The organism is Alkalibacterium indicireducens (genome assembly GCF_039522005.1).
Classification (GTDB): Bacteria; Bacillota; Bacilli; order Lactobacillales; family Carnobacteriaceae_A; genus Alkalibacterium; species Alkalibacterium indicireducens.
The window spans coordinates 1-1,259 of sequence record NZ_BAAADA010000115.1; the positions used below are offsets into that span (position 1 = coordinate 1).

The 1,259-nt window shown below is 34.0% G+C and carries 1 protein-coding gene; it reads left to right on the plus strand.

Features of this window, described 5'->3' with window-relative positions:
• On the plus strand, positions 1–614 hold a 614-nt coding region (locus ABFX15_RS07130; protein WP_346024775.1), incomplete at its 5' end, for a hypothetical protein.
• Between the last annotated feature and the right edge of the window lie 645 nt (positions 615–1,259).

A 1,259-nucleotide genomic window follows, 5' to 3' on the forward strand; every position in this document is an offset into this window, starting at 1 on the left:
CTTTTTTCTATGTTTTAAAAAAGTTGATTTATCAGGTGTTAAACACGACAAATAATTATGAAATTGGCTCATTTATGTCATTTTCTCTAAAAAAATTAATTATTAGTACTAGTTCAGTTTTAGTTTTATCTGGTGGGATATTTCCTACATTAACAGCCGTGGCGTCAGAAGAAAGTATTAACGAAGAGCAAACTCAAGAAGTTAGTTCCTTTGAACTCGATCAATTCATAGAGGATGTTGAACCCTATGTCATTGTGAATGAAGATGGGTTTTGGGAGTTACATTCTGGTATCCCCACTCAACTATATGAAAAATATAATTTAGAGAAATTAGAAGATAGCTTTTTAGAGTTGCAACCTCAAAATATTCAGGCTACTATACAGACTGATTCGAATATAAATAGACCTGGTATATATCTAGAAGAACAACCGGAATTTTCTACAACTAGCACTAATACTTTTGCTAGCCGTGGATACAATGTAGAGAGGTACTGGTGGGGGACTAGAACCTTTTTCACTAATGCGCAAACCACTCAAACAGTAAGCGATTTAGGTCTATTGCAAATTGGTAGGGCAGGAGCTTTAGGGCTTTTAACAATTAAGTTTCCCCTCTAGCACCCCTAACATCGACTACTGCTTTGTACTTTTCAACCCATGTTGCTTTATTAAGAAATAGAATGACTTCTCACAACAGGGGAAACGGCGTTATAGTAGACATGACTAAAATTGATGCATTTTCTGTCAGATCAAGACCTTCAGGATCAACTAGTGGTGGTGGCGGTGCCGGACCAGGTGTCGTGCATTTACCTTCTAATCAAGAACCATCTATGTAAAATTATACAATATTAACAAATTTCTTTAACAGACTTGTGCTTTGTAATTAATAATTGTTTTGTACAGGTCTATTTAATTAAAATGAATAGCAGCTATATTCGCAGTAAGAAAATCAATCTCCTTATTTTGATTTTTAATCCAGTTCGTATTACTGATAAAATTCACCCATATGATACTCTTATTTAAAGGATTGAATTAAAATGACCAAAAATATAAATGTAAATGTCCTTATCTTGTTAGTAATAGCAACGATTTTTAATCTCGTGTTGTATGTAATATATCGAGACGGATTAACGTTAAGTGCCTTTGTGATATGTTTTTTTTCTATTGTCATTTTTTTGTATAAAAACAATCGAGTAGGGGGTAAATAATTAATTTATTTACCGTCCTCTCACACCACCGTACGTACGGTTCCGTATACGGCGG